This window comes from Bradyrhizobium uaiense (assembly GCF_010811875.1).
Taxonomy (GTDB): Bacteria; Pseudomonadota; Alphaproteobacteria; order Rhizobiales; family Xanthobacteraceae; genus Bradyrhizobium; species Bradyrhizobium uaiense.
In genome coordinates this window covers 1-14,967 of the sequence record NZ_VKHP01000025.1, presented here as the reverse complement: position 1 = coordinate 14,967, position 14,967 = coordinate 1, and the positions used below count along the sequence as shown (strand labels likewise).

The following is a 14,967-nucleotide window of genomic DNA, read 5'->3' as shown; positions in this document are numbered from 1 at the left end:
CGATTCCGCAGAGGCCCAATCGGTCCCGCCAAAGCCGAGCCCCGGACCGGGCGCCGGCAGTCCAGGGGCGAGCTATGCGAGTGGGCCGGTTGTGATTGCTGCAAATAACGGCCACAATCGGGCTTCCCTCCGGCATATCCTCACCCAATGACCACGCTGACCTTCGAAGACTTCAAGCCCGGCCGCTTCGGCACGTTCGGCCCGCGCCATGTTTCGCGCGAGGAAATCCTCGCCTTCGCCGCCGAATTCGACCCGCAGCCGATGCATCTCGATGAGGAGGCGGCGAAGAAATCCATGCTCCGCGGCCTGTCGGGCTCGGGCTGGCATCTCGGCTCGCTGTTGATGCGGATGCTGTTCGACGGCTTCATCAGCCGCACCGCCTCGCTCGGCTCGCCCGGGGTCAACGAGATGCGCTGGGTGGCGCCGCTGCGTCCGGGCGACGATTTGACGCTGGACGTCGACGTCGTCGAGGCGCGCGTCTCGAAGAGCCGGCCCGACACCGGCATCGTCACCTTCAAGGGCACGATCCGCAACGCGCGCGGCGAGATGCTGTGCGAGATGGAGTCGCCGATCATCATCAGCCGCCGCGACGGCGCGAGCGCATAGGAGACGTCATGCGCTTTTTTGAAGATATCGAGATCGGCGCCCAGCGCGCGTTCGGCTCATTCACCTTCACGCCGGAGGACATCAAGCGGTTTGCCGCGCAGTTCGATCCGCAGCCCTTCCATCTCGACGAGGAGGCGGGGCGCAACTCGCTGTTCGGCGGGCTTGCCGCATCGGGCTGGCATGTCGCCAGCGTCTGCATGAAGCTGCTCGTCGCCGACGGCAAAAAGCTCGCCGCCGAAGCCGCCGCGCGCGGCGAGAGGGGCGCGGTCTGGGGACCCTCGCCGGGTTTCCGCGAATTGCGCTGGATCCGCCCGGTGCTGGCAGGCGACACCATCAGCTTCACCAACCAGGTCGAGACCAAGCGCACGTCCGAAAAGCGGCCGGAATGGGGCATCCTTCAGGCCCGCAACACCGGGGTCAATCAGCGCAACGAGGTGGTGTTCTCGTTCCTCGCGACCGCCTTCGTGCCGCGCCGGAATCCCGGTTCCTGATGTTGCCCGGCCGCCTCTGATGTTGCACGGACGCCATGGTCGGCAGCTACTTCTGCTGCCGACGTAGTTGTGCGTTGCGTGGAACTCATTTTTTGCTAACGCATTTTGAACCTTTGTCCCTGCCTATGGTTTCAGGGGCCGAACTACTGGGGACGACCATGGCAGATCGCAGTGCGCTGAAGCTCGTCGGCATTATCTTCGCGACGGTAACGGTTGTCGTGATGCTGGCCACCGGAATGGTCGTGAAGGGCTTTGCCGACGGCAATTATTCCTTCGAGACCACCGCGAGCATCGATCGCTGATTCAACATCTGTAACCGTCGGCGCCCGAGGGGCGCCAGGCGCCGCGCATTTGCGCTTTCCAGTGTGACCCGACGGCAGGTAGCGTCACACTTCTCCCGACCAAGCTTCTTGTTTTAGGCATGATCTTATCGGAAAACCGCTTCACACTTTTCCGGATCATGCCTTAGCGATTCCAGATCAGCACCATCACGATGGTGGCTGCGGCCAATATGCCGATGAACCGGATCATGATCGTGCCGATGCCCTGCTGCGGCTGGCGCAGCGGTATCGGATCGGCGTTATCCGGCCGGACGCTCTGCATGAATTCTCTCCAAATGGATGCCCGCTAGGCGCGGTCCAGACGCGAGTTGCGGATTGGACGCGGGCCCGGCGTCTAAAGTTCAAATTGGCTTCTGCAAGAATTGACGCCGCGGAGTGTACACCGCGCTGAATAACGAATCGTTCTGCGTTGATTCGGTATGCAAAAACGAAGCCGCCGCCTCCTGGTCGGGAGGCGGCGGCTTGTCAGTTTGCGGAATTGAGCGCGATCAGCTGTTGCGCAGGCCGTCGGCGGCGCGCTTCCACTGCGAGACGTTGTCGGCGATCATCCGGGTCGACTTCATCGCGGCCTGGCTGAGCTGGGCATAGCCGGAGATCTCGCGCTGGACGCGCTGGCCTTCGGCATGCAGCAGGTCGCGCAGGCTCTCGAGCTCGCCGATCAGCTTCTCGATCTCGGCGAGCGAGGTGCCGGCGACGCGCTGGATCAGCGAGTTGACGTTGCTGACGGTGGCGTCGGTGTTGGCATCGGTCGGCGCGGTCTCCGGGCTCGCCACCGGGCGGCGCAGATAGGCGATATCGTTGCGCACGAAGTCGCGGATGCCGGCTTCGACTTCCGAGACCGCTGCGAGGTTGGTGTCGACCTCGGACGTGGTTTCGGCTTCGGCTTCCTCGGTACGGTTGGTGGCGTTCATCGGCTTTCCCCTGGATCGCAATAGCGAAGCGCGGCGCTTGTCCCCCGCACGACGAATTGATGAAGTTACGGACCTATCAGTGCCGCCGAATTTGACCGCATCTGGGCCAAGTTGGGGCAATGCCTGATCATTAGCGCGACAGGCCTAACAGACCGTTCACCATGAATGCTTGTAGCCGGCGCCGATGCTCTTGTTGACCGTGCCCTGGGGGGTCTCGCCGACCGAGCCGGAGACGGTGACGCCGTCGAACAGCTTCTGCTCGGCGCCGACCCGGCGCAGCCATTTGTCGTCGGAGGTCGACAGCGTCTGGCCGGCCGTGATGCTGGTGCCGGTGTCGGTGACGGACAGGCGTGCTGACTGATCGGTGTTGTAGCTGCTCGATGGACGGCCGATGATGCCGGGCACCGGGACCACGCCCTGCTGGATCAAATTATAGCCGTTCTGCAGCGTGAGCGAATACTGCTCCGACAGCGGCACCGACTTGCTCAGCGAGGTGCCGACCTTGCTCTGGTCGGCACCGGGATCGACCCGCGCCTCGACCGAGGTCTTGTCCCAGATCGACGCCACGCCACCCGTCGAGATCGACGCCCAGGCCGAGCCGCCGGACTGCGGCAGGCTGCCGCCATTGGCGAGCCGCTCCGACAATTGCTCCGACGTCGTCATGGTGCCCTGCCTGGCGACCGTCATGTCGGCGCCGATGCGGGTGTCGAGGAATGGCGAGACCGACTGCTTGACCGACACCGCCGACGAGCCGTTGGCGTTGCCGTTGGTGGTCCAGGCCGGGTCGTTGCCGGCGACGCTGGCGCGCTTGGCCGCGCTCTTCGGCGCCAGCGTGGGCAGGCTGGTGGAATCGGTGTCGAGCTGGCTCCAGTCGAGCTTGCTCTCGTCGATGTCCTTCAGGATGTCGGCGTCGTTGGCATCGACCGCCGCCGGCGCCGCTTCGGCCGCAGCTTCAGCGTCGGGCGCAGGGGTGTCTTTCGCGAGGTCTTTCGCCGTGTCCTGGGCGGCGGGAGCGATCTGCCAAGGTGAGGTCTGGGCGCCGGCCGAAAACGCCATCGCCACGCTAAAGCCGGCCGCCAGCACCGGCAGCCTCGCCCAGCCAAATCGCAATGTGGAAGTCATTCCCAGCCCGCAAATTCCAGAGCCGCAGCGTAGATTTGCCGTGGCGCAAAATTGTGGCAACGGCGCTGCGAAAGCAAGTGATCAACGCGTGATTTGCGGGTGCGATCGTCATTGCCCGGGGCAGGGCGCCCCGGACATGACGAAGGCGTGAAATCAGGGAGCTGTCAGACCGCGATGCGCGGCAGATGGATCGGATAACCGACGGTCTGCTCGACCAGGTCGAAACTGTCGACCAGCATGCGGAAGCTTGTCAGCTTGCCGGCCTTGAACTGCGCGAAATGTGCGATCCGGAGCGAGATCGGCTTGTCGGCATCCAGCGCCGTCAGCGAATAGCGCAGCATCGAGGCGGCGGAATCCGTGCCCAGCATGATGGATTCGCGGTCGAAGCGATGAACCCGGAGGTTGTCACCGATCTGCTTGATCACCTCGAGCACGGCGGCCTTGCCGCGGCGCGAGCCGAAGAAGGAAAACAGGTCGATCGGCCCATAGATGGCCCATTCGACCTCGTCGTCGAGCATGAGCTCGATATCTCCAAGCTGGCGTTCGTTGATCGCGCGATGCAATGCGCGCGAAAAACGCCAGAGGCTGTGCTCTGTCATTTTGGTTCTCGTCCTGAAACTGGATTTTCAAAGCAAACGACTGGCAGGCGGTCAGCGCCGACGCCCTGCCAGGTTGCTGCACATCGCTATTGCGGGCTGAAATAGTGCCGAACGGCAAAAACGCAAATGACAATTTTGCAATGCACAATTGCAGCAATTTTTACCGGAATGTGACCGCTGCCCGGTTATTACCGCAATTCAGCGGTCTCGCTGCCGCACCGGCTGCCGCTCGATCACGATCTCGGCGTCGCGGATCGCCACCACCGCGAACAGCAGTGCGCCGCCGATGCCGCCGATCGCGGCGCCGAGCGGCATGAAGGCGAAAAACACCAGCGTTCCGCCGTCGAGACCTGAGGTTCTGGCCAATCCGATCCAGGTGAGCCCGGCTCCGATGCCGAGTGCGGCGCCGCCAAGGGCCCCCAGTGCAAGGCCAAGCACAGCGAGCAATGCGACTTTCATGATGATTTCAGCCCCGACCGCAACAAGCCCAGTGATAGGTCAGCGCCGGGCCTGCGAGGTTCAACGCTGGGGTACGCAAATTTGCGGGGCGGCCGGGATACGTTGCCCCGGCTTCAGGGCTACTCCGCGTGTTGTCCGGTCAGCGCCGCCGCGACGTCGCGCTCCAGCACCTGCTGGACGAGGTCGAACGTGTCGATGATCTCGCGGATTTCGATGATCTTGCCGTCGCGCAGGGTGTAGAACACCGCGACGTCGAACTGCACCACGCGCCGGTTGTTGCGCTTGCGGAAGAATACGCGCAACTGGGCTGCGACCTTGTCGCCTTCTGCCACCACGGTCGGGGCCTCGTAGCGCATGTCGGAATAGCGCTCGTGGATCGTGGTCCACATCTGGCGCAGCGCGGCCTTGCCGCGGTGCTGGCCCATATGCGGAAGAATGTCGATCGGGGCATTGGCGAGAAACGCGACGTCGTCGCTGCAACGATCGAGCGCGCCCTCGATGCCGCCGGCATAATAGACGTCGAGGAAGTTCAGGACGCGCTGCCGGTTCAAATCCTCGCCCATGATCGACTCCGCCGGTTCATTCCGACTCGCCCTGGTTCCACATTCTGAACCAGAGCGTTCCGCCATCAAACACATGTTTGACGTGCGAAACCGGATTAGGTTCGGCAACTAGCACGTGCATTGTAGCACAAAATGCACATGGTGCTCCGGGCCGCGCCGCTGGGGCCATTGCGGCGCGGCCTGCGCGTCATGCCGCGCCCGCACGGCCGAAGCTTCGGGCCGCTAATCCGACGGCGCAGCCTTGCCGGTCACGAGGTCGATCGTGAACCGCTTCTTCTTCTCGGAGCCCGGCGGCACGAAGGCCTCGCCGGGCAGCAGGTCGTGGTACAACTCCTGCGGCTTCGCAAAGCCCTCGCCGCAGGCGATGCGGATGATCTCGTCGTCGGCGTAGTCGACATCGACCGCGACCGTGTTGCGGCGCGGGCCTGCGGCGAGATTGGAGAGACCGAAATATTTCGGCCCCTCGTTACACATCACGACGTTGGAGCCATAGGCGCTGACATCATCCTCGGCCCTGAGCAGGAAATCCGGCGCGATCTCGATCCGCTTGCCGGACTTCCTGGAAAACTCCATCCGCGCCACAGCGCTTTCGAGGATGCCCTGGCCCATGTGGCCGACCGTGCAGACCAGCACATCCTGCTGTTCGTCCTTGGGGACAACGATGCAGTCGTGGCCCTGCGCGCCGGGCAGGAAGCGGATGAAGCGCGAGGCCCCGCCGTTCTGCTCGAACAGGGCGACGCCGCCGAAATCGGTCGCGTGCGGCTCGCATTCGCTTTCATAGTTGACCACGAGCAACGCACTGCCGGCGGCAAGGAAGCGGCCGGCGTAGCGCTCCTTGGTCAGCTTGACGTCGCACGCACGGCCTCCGCCATCCGGATAGGATCTCGCCCGCGTGCAGGCCGATCCCTTGATATTGCCGGCGGCGCAGAAGGTCGCGAGCAGCGCCCGGTCGCTATCATTGGCGCGGGCCGGGCTCGAGAAGACCGCCGCGCAGATGGCCGGCGCGAGAAAGGCAATATGTGATGTCCGCATGATCTTCAAAAGGCTGCCAGCAATGCGGCGGCATTTAGAGCATGATCGGGACCTGTGCGCAGCGGGTTTCTGCGGCGAGGCTAACGGGAACCAGCGGGGTAGGTCGGCCGTTGATATCCGGGAATTCCATTGGAGCAGTATCATGAAATCAATTCTTCTCGTTTCCGTCATTGCCATCGGTGCGTTTGCCGCCGCCTCGCCCGCCGACGCCAAGGGCTGCATCAAGGGTGCGGTCGTCGGCGGCGTCGCCGGTCATTATGCCGGCCATCACGGCATGCTCGGCGCCGCCGCGGGATGCCTCTACGGCCGCCATCATGCCAGGGAGCAGGAACGCCAGCGCCAGCAGCAACAGGCGCAGCCGTCGCAGCAGGAGAAGCTGTAAGGCACGATCGGTTTGTGAACCCCCACTCCGGAACGCCGCCCGCACGGGCGGCGTTGTCTCCTTGCGTAACGGAGACGATGATGACGAAGCCACTGAACAAGAACATCCAGCCCGTTCCCGACGATAACCAGAGCCACAAGGGTCCCGGCAGCGCCCCCGCCGTTCCCCTCGATACGACAAAAGGCCATCGCGACGACGAGAAGCACAACATCCGCGAGCAGGCCGCGCACGGCAACCTGACCCAGAACACCAGCAACAAGCGGTCGGGGTAGGGCGGGAGGCCACCACGTCCTCTGATGTCGTCCCTGCGAAAGCAGGGACCCATACTCCGCAGCGGATGTTGTGAGAGGGACTCGTCGTTCCAGCGGCGTTCAATGACGACCATTGGTGGTTATGGGTCCCTGCTTTCGCAGGGACGACAGTGGAATTTGTTGCGTCATCTGCGCGCATACGTCCGCATTCTCGCGACATGATTGTCCGAGCTTTGCTCTTGGTTTCGCCCTCAGCTTGAAGAGGGCGCAGGGAAGACCGGGTGCCGATCGCACCCATGGGCCCCGAGCAATGGGGTAGAAAGCTCGGGGGTAGGACCACAGGTGTAACCGGAAACAACCCGGCCTTCCCTGCGTGATGGGTTACGGCTTACTTCGTGCTCTCCCCGGCGAGACTGGGCTTTGTTGTCACCGTCTTCACAAGACGCGTTAGCGTTTTGTGAAAAGACACCTACCACTAGGGCGTCAGGACCACACGACTTCGCCGTCCGCGTCACACGCACTCGTCAGTTGCGCAATCGGCGTCCACCGCATCCCACGCCGCGTTCGTGACGACCGCGAAGCGCCCCTCGATCGGGTGAGACGGACACATTGAACATCTGAGTTGGGTCACGCGTCAAGTGAAATTCTGAAAATCGGAATGAGTTGTCCGGCGGCCGGCGTGACCTGCATCACGCCACGGGCCAGCGCACGCAGCTAGCGTGGCGGCATCGGATCGCCCGATTGCCTGACAAGGAAACGCCGCCATGAACGCCATCGCTGCACCGAAATCGCCCGCGCGGAACCGGCTCGAGGGCTTTGCGCTGACCGCCATCCTGCAGGGCCTGTCGACCTTCGCCGCCACCGTGCTGCTGCTGAAGATGGTCGGCGCCCCGGAAATCGTCGGCGACCGCTACGGCGCCGCGATCTTCGTCGTGTTCGCCTCGCTGGTCTATGCCGCGATCACGCCGTGGCTTGCCGCCAAATTCCCAAGGCGGTTCGGAAATGCCTACGCGCCGATGTTCTTCGATGCGCGCCTGTCGCTCTCCGGGAAGATCGCGCAGTGGCGGACCCAGCCCAACGTCTCGCTGCAACTCGTGACGACGATGATCATGATGTCGCTGCTGGCGGACGCGGTCGTCAGCGTTGGGTGAAGCACCTTGGTCCTCAGTGCCGCGTACCGCTCAAGCGGCCTTCGACGGGTCGTGGACGTTACGATGGGCGGCTTACCGCGTACTTCCCTAAGCCACCGAAGCGATCGGGGGTTTTGCCAAGAGGATCGCTCTGCGGTCGTGAACCAGGTTTTCCAGGCGGTGAGCCACGACGTTCAGGGTCGCGGTGTCGACCGCGTTTTCATCGCCCGCCTCAGCCTTGAGACGCTCGCCCTTCAGGATATTGTCGATCTCATCCTCGATGTCTGAAAGTTCGTTCTCGAAGTTGACCGTGCGGATCCGGCGGGCAAGGCCGTAAAGGGTGTCGAGGGGGCCCTCCCGGAATTCGGGCTGCCCGATGCCCAAAAACTTCCATGCGGCGGCAAGCACCGAAGCAATTCCGCCGAGGATCATCGGGCCCAGATAAATGTAGTTGCTGTATTGATCGAGGAAACTCTGTGTGGTGCCGTTGTAGACGGCCAAAGCTCCGGGGTGGACGGGAAGGTAGGCGTCCGCATCGGTGCTGGGGGCTGTGATCTGGGCAATGAGAGGATTCTCCCGCAGCAGCTCCCTGCGTACTTTCAAGATGCTCAGGGTCAGACTTGTTGCAACGTCGGCGCTGAGGCTCTTTCGCGCGACAAGATAGAGCGACGTCCGCAGAGTCGTCAGGTCGTCATCGGGGACAGGAGGCGATCCGCGCAGGGTGCCCTTTGGCACGTCGAAGCTCTCATAGGCGCGATTGCCGTCTGCAATGGCTGCGGCCGAGTCGATCGGGATAAGGACCGGAATAGCTTTTGTACCTTGCGGGAAAAAGCCCTTCACCAGCGCAATGTATTTCCCCGTCAGCGGGATGACCACGAGCAGGGCGTGGACCTGTTTTGATGCAACGGCCTGCCGGGCATCCCGCAAACTGAGGTCCTTGAAAACCGTCTTGGTGCGGGCAAGATCGTAGGTGTTGTTCAACACATCGACGAGTTTGGCGTTTGCCTCGCCTCCGAGCACGCCCACGGTCTGGCCCTTGAGCTTGCTGATGCTATCGATGGATGAACCGGGGGGAGCGATGAGAAGTGCTGTCATGTGCGACAGCACGACAATGGCCTGGGCCTTGGACAAGTCGCCGACGTCGCCGCGAACGGCAGCGAGATCGACATTTCCTGCAGCGAACAGTTTGCCTGATTCAACGGCTGTCCCGGTGTCGATGATTTTCAACCGTACCGAAGCGCCGTCGGAGGCAAGCTGGCTGGCGATCGCCGACATCGCGCTGGCCGCTTCTCCGTCGATCGAGCCGACCGCCAGCGTCAGCGTCACCGGGCGATTGTACCAACGATATCCATAGAGCCCGGCGGCCGTGCAGAGCAGGACCACTCCAGCCAGCGAAACAACGCGGAGCCAGAACGGCATTCTGATCGAAATCATGACGACTTCCCCAATGCCGGGACAATTTTGCTTTTTTAAATCTATGGGGTAGGGGATACCCTTGATTGATGCAGGTCAAGGGGGCTTTGGTTAAACGGCGCACCAGGCCAGCGTCTCGCTGCAGCTCATGACGACGATGGTCATGATGTCGCTGCTGGCGGTCGCGGTGGTCAGCGTGGGGTGAGGACCCTAATATTCTGTGTTGAGGCGTCGCAGAGGCGGCGCCTCGGAAAGGGCTGTTCTTGCGCCTATTGGGATTAGTGGGAGTCAGTCGAGGACAGAAATTCTTCCGCCTGTGCACGCGTTGGAAACCGGCCAAGTTCGCGATAGTCCGGACTATGCTCGGCTGAGTCCGGCGAACGAATAGCAACGAATTCGTCACCCTCCTGCGCGATAAGCTCAGTTAAGTCTTCGCTGTTGAATGGCGACATGTGCCGTGCGCCGCAATGCGGGCAATCGTCATCGCAAGTGCAGGACCACTCGTCAGTCCAAATTTTACTGCAGCCCGCACACCGGTAGAGATTCAAAAACCAAGCCATGGCGCTCCCTCACGATTTCAGTCGGTAGTTGCCTCGCGAAACAAATTCGATGAATCCGCGATCGCGCAAAAGCTGAAGCTGTTGGCGTATCTTCGGCCGGACATTCTGGTTGCCCGGATACAGGCCGCCAAGATGGCGTTCGAAGACATAGACTTCGTCAAGAGTGAAGTCGCGCTTACCCAGCGACTCCACGCATTTCATCACGTCGAGTAGCCAGCCTCGCGACTCCAGCGATTGATCTCTGAGGAAGAGCGTCTTCTGCCATTCAGCCAGAACCAGTTCCTTGTCACGAATGACACCATTCTGGACGATATGGATTTTTCCCGACTCCGGGACCTTCCCGAGCAGGATATTGGACCCGATCCAGCCCGCGCGGCGGGCGGTCGCAGCCAGCGGCTTCCGCTTCTCGATGATGTCCCGAACAAAGAAGTGCTTCGGGACAATCAACAGGTTGACGACCGCGAGCGTCTTGAGGTCGTAGTTCATCAGCAGAAGGTTGGGGTTGTTGCTGGCGTCCAGACGCTCGCATTTTGTCTTGTACGCGCCATCAGCCACCTTGGGGCCGAACTTCCCCTTCTGGCTCTTGAGCTCGAACTCCTCGCTGCACGATCCGCACAGGAAGTCGGCCACCGGGCTGTTGTTGGGAAATTGCGACATCTTCGCATTGCCGCAATGCGGGCAATAGGCCCAAGCCTTGACCCAGGCCTCCGTCCATGCGCGGGCGCTTTGCGAACCACTGGTGTAGGAGGTTTGCGATTCTTCGAAACCGAGTTTCATCAGGGCAGCCTAGCCAGACGGAAGGAAATTTCTAGCGCTACACGTCTATTATAGTTCGATCTCCCCAACCCGCGCCGGCACCGCGCCAAAATCGCTGAACCTCACCCAGTTCGGTCGTACGCGTACATAGCCGATGTTCGGCCATGCCTCGCGCTCTAGGCCGTCGGGCCACGCCGCGAAATAGACCTGCTTGCAGGCGGCGAGCGCCGCGCCGGTCGGAAAGTCGGCGACGCCCTCGAGCTGCGCGGTCTGCTCGGCGTCCCATCCGATCACCAGCGCTGCGCGGGGATCGGTGCTGAGGTTCCGGTATTTGCGTGAGGTGGTCAGCGTATCGAAGATGATCTCGAGCTCATCGCTGACCGCGATGCCGACGACGGCGGCCTGCGGCGCGCCGTCATGCACCGTGCTGACCACCGCGAGCCGATGCATCCGCAGGAAGGCGAGAAGCTCGGCGCGCGTCATGGGCTACCTTTTCTTCCACCCACCCCGCTTCCCCGGCGCACCCCCGCTGCTCCGCGGCGACGGCCCGAACTCCGGCCCCGACTGCCGCGAATCTGTCGGCTGGATGATCCGGCTCGAGGTGCCGAACGGTTTTGCCGGCAGCGCGCCGTCCGGGCGGAAGGGCAGCGATTCCGGGCCGTGCATCTCGTCGAGATCGGGCTTGTGCACGCGTGAGCCGGACTTGCCGCCGCGGCCTGCCTTGAGCGAGGTCTGTGCGGTCTTGTTCTTCAGCGCGGCGATGGGAAGGTTGGCGGCATCGCCGTACTTTCTGGTGCCGGCATAGGCGCCGGCCTGCTTCTGGACGTTGCGCTGTTTCGCAGTGGGGTCGTCGACCACGGCCATTTCGGTGGCACGCAGCCGCTTGACCTCGTCGCGGAGGCGGGCGGCTTCCTCGAAGTTCAGGTCGGCCGCGGCCTCGCGCATCCGGGTTTCGAGGTCGCTGAGCACGGCCTCGAAATTGTGGCCGATCGAGATCACGTCGTCGGCCATGCCGCCGTCGCCGATCTCGACCAGCACGTGGTCGCGCTCATAGACGGAGTTGAGGATGTCGCCGATCGACTTCTTCACGCTCTCCGGCGTGATGCCGTTGGCCTCGTTGTACTCGACCTGCTTCTCGCGGCGCCGATTGGTCTCGGCGATCGCGCGCTCCATCGAGCCGGTCATGCCGTCGGCATAGAGGATCACCTTGCCGTCGACATTGCGCGCGGCGCGGCCGATGGTCTGGATCAGCGAGGTCTCGCTGCGCAGAAAACCTTCCTTGTCAGCGTCGAGGATCGCGACCAGCGCGCATTCGGGAATGTCGAGGCCTTCGCGCAGCAAATTGATGCCGACCAGCGCGTCGAACGCGCCAAGGCGGAGATCCCTGATGATCTCGATGCGCTCGATCGTGTCGATGTCGGAGTGCATGTAGCGGACGCGGATACCCTGCTCATGCAGATATTCGGTGAGGTCCTCCGCCATGCGCTTGGTCAGCACGGTGATCAGCGAGCGATAGCCGGCCGCCGCCGTGGCACGCACCTCGCCGACGAGGTCGTCGACCTGGGTGCGGGCAGGGCGAATATGCACGGGCGGATCGATCAGCCCGGTCGGACGGATCACCTGCTCGACGAACACGCCGCCGGCCTCGTTGATCTCCCAGCCGCTCGGCGTCGCCGACACCGCGACCGTCTGCGGCCGCATCATGTCCCACTCCTCGAAGCGGAGCGGGCGGTTGTCCATGCAGGAGGGCAGGCGGAAGCCGTATTCGGCCAAGGTCGCCTTGCGGCGGAAGTCGCCGCGGAACATGCCGCCGATCTGCGGCACGGTGACGTGGCTTTCGTCGGCGAACACCAGCGCGTTGTCCGGCACATATTCGAACAGCGTCGGCGGCGGCTCGCCGGGGCGGCGGCCCGTGAGGTAGCGCGAATAGTTCTCGATGCCGGCGCAGCTTCCGGTCGCCTCCATCATCTCGAGATCGAAGGTGGTGCGCTGCTCGAGCCGCTGCGCTTCCAGCAGGCGGCCCTGGTCGTTGAGCTGGTCGAGCCGCATCTTCAATTCGGATTTGATCGACTTGATCGCCTGCACCAGGGTCGGGCGCGGCGTCACATAGTGCGAATTGGCGTACATCTTGATGAATTCGAGCTCGTCCTGCTTGTGGCCGGTGAGCGGATCGAACTCCTCGATGGTCTCGATGGTGTCGCCGAACAGGTTCACGCGCCAGGCGCGGTCTTCATAGTGCGCCGGGAAGATGTCGATGACGTCGCCGCGGACGCGGAAGGTGCCGCGGGTGAACTCGGCCTGGGTGCGCTTGTATTGCAGCGCGACCAGGTCGGCGATCAATTGCCGCTGGTCGATGCGTTCGCCCTTCTTCAGCGCGAAGGTCATCGCGGTATAGGTCTCGACCGAGCCGATACCGTAGATGCAGGACACGGAAGCCACGATGATGACGTCGTCGCGTTCGAGCAGCGCGCGCGTCGCCGAGTGGCGCATGCGGTCGATCTGCTCGTTGATCGAGGAATCCTTCTCGATATAGGTGTCGGTCCGCGGCACATAGGCCTCGGGCTGGTAGTAGTCGTAATACGAGACGAAATACTCGACCGCGTTGTCGGGGAAGAAGCTCTTGAACTCGCCATAGAGCTGGGCGGCCAGCGTCTTGTTCGGCGCCAGGATCAGCGCCGGGCGCTGCGTCGCCTCGATCACCTTGGCCATGGTGTAGGTCTTGCCCGAGCCGGTGACGCCGAGCAGCACCTGGGTGCGGTCGTTACGCTGGATGCCCTCGACCAGCTCGGCGATCGCGGTCGGCTGGTCGCCTCTCGGCTCGTAGGAGGATTTGAGCTCGAAGCGGACGCCGCCTTCGGATTTCTCCGGGCGCGGCGGGCGGTGCGGGGTCCACACCCGCATCGAGCCGTCATCCTTGCGGAATTCGGGGCGGCCGTCGCGGATCAGATTCTCCAGCGCGTCGGCGGTCGCCTTGACGCCGAGCGCCTCCATCTTGCTGCGCGGCGGACGCGCGAGCGCTTCGTCGTCGTCCTCGGCGGTCGGCAGCCCGAGCTGACGCGCCAGTTCCGGATCGAGCGTCGGGATGGTGGCCGAGGTTCCGTAATTGGCCTGCGGAGCCTCACCGAGGCCCGAACTATCGCGCTTGGCGACGTCTTCGCTGGTCTCGCGCGTCGACGCCCGCGCGCGATGCGCCGCGGCCTCGCCGCCGGCGCGGCGGTCCCAGGAATTGTCCGGCGGCGGCTGCAAGCCGGTGCCCGAGCCCATGCCGGCATCGCCGCGGTTGATCGCGGGATTGAGCAGTTCGGCAAGCGCCGGCCCGATCGGTTGGACCTCGGGCCGGTGAGCTTTGGATTTGGGGGATTTGCCGGGCTTTTTCGGGGTGTTCGGTGTCTTCGCCATGGCCGGAATATGGGACGAGTCCGGCAGCGAGAAAAGGGCAATCGACGGCTCGATCTGCGGACAAGCGAGGCTGCTGACAGCAGGGTGTCAGCAGCGCGCGCTCTCGTTTCTTCACGGGGAGAGGGGTAGGGTGAGGGGCCGCTTCCGCGAGCTCCGAATGTCGTGAGACCTGTGCCCCCTCACCCGAAATTCGCTGCGCGAATTTCGACCTCTCCCCGCAAGCGGGGCGAGGTAAGGAGCGCCGGCGCCGCTGCGGCCGTCAGGCGCGCGGCTTGTCCACGATGTCGAGATGGATCCCGCCGCAGCCGTCGCAGCGCATGGTCCAGTATTCGGCGGCGCGGCCGGGGATCACGCGCAGCAGCGAAAGCTGGGCGGCACATTCCGGGCAGCTGGTGCGAACCTGCGCCGGCCAGACCGGATCCGGCTCGCATTGTGGCACGACGGCAATCACGACGTTGCCGGTCACGCCGACGGAATTGTCATGCCAGAGCGCTGCGGGAACCGGTCGATAGTTCTCTTCGCGTCGTCGATCGCCGCATCCGGATCGGACCACGCAAAGCCGATGTCGAGCGTCGGAAACGGCATGCCATCGATGACGACCGGCCTTTGATCGACCCGTTGAATCCTGGCGTGCCATTGCCCCTTCCCCACTTCGAACGACTTGATCTCAAAACCGCTGTAAATCATGGCGACCTCGAAATGCCCTTCTCATAGGAAGCACGGGCGCGCGGTGCCAAATGTGAACCAGTTCACAAGCCGCCGGCTTTATTTGCGTGGGCCGCGGAACCTGGCGCTGTGCTCCCTCTCCCCGTTCTTACGGGGAGAGGGGCGGGGGGAGGGGCCGTCTCCGCGTCTACGGCTATTGCCTCGTTTTGCGGGGCCCTCCCCCCCCCGGCACGCAACAGACGATGCCCTAGAACCCAAGCCACGCTTCGGGGTCCTTTCGAAACGT

The 14,967-nt window shown here is 63.4% G+C and carries 19 protein-coding genes; 6 read left to right on the top strand and 13 right to left on the bottom strand.

Annotated elements, in window-relative coordinates; translation table 11 throughout:
- The first annotated feature begins 147 nt into the window (after positions 1 to 147).
- The 3 genes from FNJ47_RS09185 (at position 148) to FNJ47_RS49810 (ending at position 1,399) form a co-directional block, all read left to right on the top strand.
- Positions 148 to 606 carry a MaoC family dehydratase gene (locus FNJ47_RS09185; RefSeq protein WP_163152756.1) on the top strand — a complete coding sequence of 153 codons (459 nt, stop codon included), beginning with the start codon at positions 148 to 150 and terminating at the stop codon, positions 604 to 606.
- 8 nt (positions 607 to 614) lie between these two features.
- Positions 615 to 1,097 (top strand): MaoC family dehydratase, encoded by a 483-nt coding sequence (locus FNJ47_RS09180; RefSeq protein ID WP_163152755.1) that lies wholly within the window; start codon positions 615 to 617, stop codon positions 1,095 to 1,097.
- Between the two features lie 158 nt (positions 1,098 to 1,255).
- Entirely contained in the window at positions 1,256 to 1,399 is a 144-nt protein-coding gene (locus tag FNJ47_RS49810; RefSeq protein WP_016841369.1) for a hypothetical protein, read from the top strand.
- 163 nt (positions 1,400 to 1,562) lie between these two features.
- Here FNJ47_RS49810 and FNJ47_RS09175 read toward each other — a convergent pair whose 3' ends face one another.
- The 7 genes from FNJ47_RS09175 to FNJ47_RS09145 all read right to left on the bottom strand — a co-directional run bounded on the left by FNJ47_RS09175 (position 1,563) and on the right by FNJ47_RS09145 (position 6,124).
- Positions 1,563 to 1,700 carry a hypothetical protein gene (locus FNJ47_RS09175; protein WP_163152741.1) on the bottom strand — a complete coding sequence of 46 codons (138 nt, stop codon included), beginning with the start codon at positions 1,698 to 1,700 and terminating at the stop codon, positions 1,563 to 1,565.
- Positions 1,701 to 1,926: 226 nt separating this feature from the next.
- The gene (locus FNJ47_RS09170; RefSeq protein ID WP_163152754.1) at positions 1,927 to 2,349 is read right to left on the bottom strand and encodes a hypothetical protein; all 423 of its coding nucleotides are present in this window, start codon (positions 2,347 to 2,349) and stop codon (positions 1,927 to 1,929) included.
- Positions 2,350 to 2,505: 156 nt separating this feature from the next.
- Positions 2,506 to 3,471 (bottom strand): hypothetical protein, encoded by a 966-nt coding sequence (locus FNJ47_RS09165; protein WP_165445612.1) that lies wholly within the window; start codon positions 3,469 to 3,471, stop codon positions 2,506 to 2,508.
- 164 nt (positions 3,472 to 3,635) lie between these two features.
- Positions 3,636 to 4,070: a nuclear transport factor 2 family protein gene (locus FNJ47_RS09160; protein ID WP_163152753.1), complete on the bottom strand. Its 435-nt coding sequence runs from the start codon at positions 4,068 to 4,070 to the stop codon at positions 3,636 to 3,638.
- 198 nt (positions 4,071 to 4,268) lie between these two features.
- Complete coding sequence (locus FNJ47_RS09155) at positions 4,269 to 4,529, bottom strand: hypothetical protein (RefSeq protein WP_163152752.1); 261 nt, start codon at positions 4,527 to 4,529, stop codon at positions 4,269 to 4,271.
- Between the two features lie 119 nt (positions 4,530 to 4,648).
- Entirely contained in the window at positions 4,649 to 5,092 is a 444-nt protein-coding gene (locus FNJ47_RS09150) for a nuclear transport factor 2 family protein (protein ID WP_163152751.1), read from the bottom strand.
- Between the two features lie 222 nt (positions 5,093 to 5,314).
- On the bottom strand, positions 5,315 to 6,124 hold the full coding sequence (locus tag FNJ47_RS09145) for a hypothetical protein (RefSeq protein WP_163152750.1): 810 nt from the start codon (positions 6,122 to 6,124) through the stop codon (positions 5,315 to 5,317).
- A 142-nt stretch (positions 6,125 to 6,266) separates the two neighbouring features.
- Here FNJ47_RS09145 and FNJ47_RS09140 point away from each other — a divergent pair, with 142 nt between their 5' ends.
- From FNJ47_RS09140 to FNJ47_RS09130, 3 genes are all read left to right on the top strand, one after another.
- A complete protein-coding gene (locus FNJ47_RS09140) occupies positions 6,267 to 6,506 on the top strand; it encodes a hypothetical protein (RefSeq protein ID WP_163152749.1) in 240 nt (79 codons plus the stop codon).
- An 80-nt stretch (positions 6,507 to 6,586) separates the two neighbouring features.
- Positions 6,587 to 6,778 (top strand): hypothetical protein, encoded by a 192-nt coding sequence (locus FNJ47_RS09135; protein ID WP_229199320.1) that lies wholly within the window; start codon positions 6,587 to 6,589, stop codon positions 6,776 to 6,778.
- 743 nt (positions 6,779 to 7,521) lie between these two features.
- Positions 7,522 to 7,908, top strand: a complete 387-nt coding sequence (locus FNJ47_RS09130; RefSeq protein ID WP_163152747.1) for a hypothetical protein — start codon at positions 7,522 to 7,524, stop codon at positions 7,906 to 7,908.
- 87 nt (positions 7,909 to 7,995) lie between these two features.
- Here FNJ47_RS09130 and FNJ47_RS09125 read toward each other — a convergent pair whose 3' ends face one another.
- From FNJ47_RS09125 to FNJ47_RS09100, 6 genes are all read right to left on the bottom strand, one after another.
- Positions 7,996 to 9,321: a TAXI family TRAP transporter solute-binding subunit gene (locus tag FNJ47_RS09125; protein WP_163152746.1), complete on the bottom strand. Its 1,326-nt coding sequence runs from the start codon at positions 9,319 to 9,321 to the stop codon at positions 7,996 to 7,998.
- 548 nt (positions 9,322 to 9,869) lie between these two features.
- On the bottom strand, positions 9,870 to 10,637 hold the full coding sequence (locus tag FNJ47_RS09120) for a DpnI domain-containing protein (protein ID WP_163152745.1): 768 nt from the start codon (positions 10,635 to 10,637) through the stop codon (positions 9,870 to 9,872).
- 48 nt (positions 10,638 to 10,685) lie between these two features.
- Complete coding sequence (locus FNJ47_RS09115; RefSeq protein WP_163152744.1) at positions 10,686 to 11,099, bottom strand: pyridoxamine 5'-phosphate oxidase family protein; 414 nt, start codon at positions 11,097 to 11,099, stop codon at positions 10,686 to 10,688.
- Positions 11,100 to 11,102: 3 nt separating this feature from the next.
- Positions 11,103 to 14,015 carry an excinuclease ABC subunit UvrB gene (gene uvrB, locus FNJ47_RS09110; RefSeq protein ID WP_163152743.1) on the bottom strand — a complete coding sequence of 971 codons (2,913 nt, stop codon included), beginning with the start codon at positions 14,013 to 14,015 and terminating at the stop codon, positions 11,103 to 11,105.
- Positions 14,016 to 14,274: 259 nt separating this feature from the next.
- Positions 14,275 to 14,481 carry a hypothetical protein gene (locus FNJ47_RS09105; RefSeq protein WP_165445610.1) on the bottom strand — a complete coding sequence of 69 codons (207 nt, stop codon included), beginning with the start codon at positions 14,479 to 14,481 and terminating at the stop codon, positions 14,275 to 14,277.
- On the bottom strand, positions 14,478 to 14,702 hold the full coding sequence (locus FNJ47_RS09100) for a hypothetical protein (protein ID WP_163152742.1): 225 nt from the start codon (positions 14,700 to 14,702) through the stop codon (positions 14,478 to 14,480). The genes FNJ47_RS09105 and FNJ47_RS09100 overlap by 4 nt, the downstream gene beginning before the upstream one ends.
- Between the last annotated feature and the right edge of the window lie 265 nt (positions 14,703 to 14,967).